Source organism: Leucobacter sp. M11 (assembly GCF_035726885.1).
GTDB lineage: Bacteria > Actinomycetota > Actinomycetes > Actinomycetales > Microbacteriaceae > JAPFRB01.
Map to the genome: position 1 here is coordinate 632,538 of NZ_JAPFRB010000001.1, position 2,420 is coordinate 634,957.

Below are 2,420 nucleotides of genomic sequence, written 5' to 3' on the forward strand. Positions count from 1 at the left end.
CCAAAATCCGCAGTCCCCCACGAAAGGAACCCCATGTCCGTCATTGAAACCATCGAGTTCAGCACGCTCCCCGGCACCGAAATCGAGGCACTGCAGGCAGCCCTCACCGCCCTCGACGCCGAGCTCCGCGGCATCGGCGGCTTCCGCTCCCGCGATCTTTTCCGCGTCGACGGCGCCGAGCACGCCTGGCTCCTCGACTATCGCTGGGACTCCCTGGAGGAGGCCCAGACCTCTATGGCCAAGGTCGCGGGCACCCCGGTCTTCGGCGCCCTCATGGCCCTGGTCGACAGCCCCGAGACCATGCGCATGGTCTACGGCACCCCCGCGTAAGGCCCGAAACGCGACCGGGGCGCTGCCCGGGGAGGAGCCGAGGCTCCTCCACGGGCAGCGCCCCGGTCGCGTGCCAGGCGTCGAGCGCCGCGTCGGCTAGGACCGCTTCACCAGCTCAGAGAGCTGCGGAACCAGTTCGTCCAGCGCCCAGCCGATGTTGAGCACGGTCGGCGAGGAGGTCGCCCACACCAGCGAGGGCTCCGTCAGCACGAGGTCCTTGCCCGCGGCAACGGGACCCCAGCCGCTCACCACCGGGTTTTTCAGGGTCCGATTCGCGTCCTCTTCGCTCCCCGCCCACGCCAGGAACACCTCGGCGTCGTCGATGTCCGGAAGCAGCTCCAGGCTGATGCTCTCGCTCGAGCTCGCGCCCGTGGACGCCGCGAAGTCGACGATGGACGGGGGCGTCACGAAGCCGAGCCCCTCGATGATCTCCACTCGGGGGTCGGCCGGGAAGTACAGCGTCAGCTCGCTTGCCCCGTCGGGCATGCCCATCCCGTAGGCGAAGGTGACCCCCTGAAACTCCGGGTGCGCCGCGCCCTGCTCCGCGATCTGGGCCTCGGTTTCGGCGAGCAGCTCCTTCGCCCGCTCCGGCTGCCCCAGCGCCTGGCCGACGACGGTCGTCATCTCCTGCCAGGAGGAAGCCCAGGGCTTCTCCGCGAAGGCCACGGTCGGGGCGATCTCGCTCAGCCGCTCGTAGTCCTCCTCGGTGATCCCCGAGAACGGGGCGAGAATCACGTCGGGCTCCAGCCCCAGAATCTGCTCGAAGTTCACCTCGCCCGCGCGGTCCTCGGAGTTCAGGGTTTCGGGCATCGGCGAGCCCGTCGCCTCAACCGCCTCACGGAACCAGGGCAGGTACCCGTCCTCATCGGCCCCCCAGCCGTACTCGGGCACGGCGACGGGCACGACGCCGAACGCGACGACGGCATCCTCGGCGGCCCAGCCGAGGGTCACGACCCGCTCGGGTTCCTCGGTGATCTTGGCCTCGCCGAAGGCGTGCTCGATCGACACGGGGAACGCGCCGGACTCCGCGTGGCCGCCTCCGCCGCCGGACGCGGCCGGGTCACCCGAGGGGGTGCCCGAGGCGCAGCCGGTGAGCGCCAGGGCGGCGATCAGCGTGAGGGCGGCGATACCGCCCCGGCGCGCGCTCGCGCCAGACTGGGTCGGTCGAATGAGGGACATGGGGACTCCTGCCGTTGATGCGTGAGGGGAGACGAGCCGACCCGAGTGAGGGCAGGCTTGCCTAACACATGAGCCTAAAGGGCTCCCCCGTCGCGCCGCGGACGGCCGGTGTCCCATTCGGGACTCAGGCGCTCGCGGGCCCGCTCAGGCGCGGCGTCTCCGGCGGCCGCGCCGGGGGTGCGCCCCGTCTCCCGCCGGAAGGCCGCGACGAAGGCGCTCGTCGTGCCGAAGCCGACCCGGCGGCCCACCTCGGTAACCGAGACCCCCGCGGCGAGCAACCCGCGGGCCTCGCTCATCCGGACGAGCCGTCGCCACTGAGCAAAGCCCATGCCCACCTCCGCCGAGAACGCCCGGGTGACGGTCCGCGGGCTGAGGTGCAGCGCGAGCGCCCAGTCCTCCAGGGAGCGCCCGTCCGCCCGGTCCCCGAGCACCGCGGCGACGATCGGCGCAATGCGTGGGTCCTGCGGAATGGGCGCGGAAATCCCGCCCGTCGGTATCGGCTCCAGCAGGGAGATGCACACCCGCTGGGCCCGGAGCCGATCCCCGTGCTCCATCCCGGTGCGCGCGAGGTGCACCAGGAGCCGCTGCACCGCGAGATTCACCCGCACCGGGGTCACCCCCGCCCAGTCCGGGGTCCAGCCCTCCGGCGCGAACAGGGTGGTGCCCACCCGAACCCCGGCCTCCGAGCGGGCCTCGTGCGCGATGCGCCGAGGAATCCAGATGCCCACCCCGGGATACAGCGTCCAGACGCGCCCCCCGGCGCGGGCGGTCACGACGCCCCGCTCCGACCAGAGCAGCTCGTGCTCTTCGTGACTGTGCCTCGGCCAGCTCACGAGCTCGGCGCGCTCGAAGACATCCGTCGTGAGGAGGTAGGGGGCGGGAACCGCGCGCGGAAGGGGCGCCCGCGCGAA

The 2,420-nt window shown here is 72.1% G+C and carries 3 protein-coding genes; 1 reads left to right on the forward strand and 2 read right to left on the reverse strand.

The features are described from left to right. Positions 1-33 precede the first annotated feature (33 nt). Entirely contained in the window at positions 34-330 is a 297-nt protein-coding gene (locus OOT08_RS03270) for a hypothetical protein (protein WP_325091112.1), read from the forward strand. A 96-nt stretch (positions 331-426) separates the two neighbouring features. Here the strand turns inward: OOT08_RS03270 and OOT08_RS03275 are convergent, their stop codons facing one another. Together OOT08_RS03275 and OOT08_RS03280 are read right to left on the reverse strand one after the other, a co-directional pair. Then, positions 427-1,509 (reverse strand): ABC transporter substrate-binding protein, encoded by a 1,083-nt coding sequence (locus tag OOT08_RS03275; protein WP_325091113.1) that lies wholly within the window; start codon positions 1,507-1,509, stop codon positions 427-429. 74 nt (positions 1,510-1,583) lie between these two features. Next, a partial coding sequence (locus OOT08_RS03280) for a helix-turn-helix transcriptional regulator (protein WP_325091114.1) occupies positions 1,584-2,420 on the reverse strand: 837 nt, incomplete at its 5' end.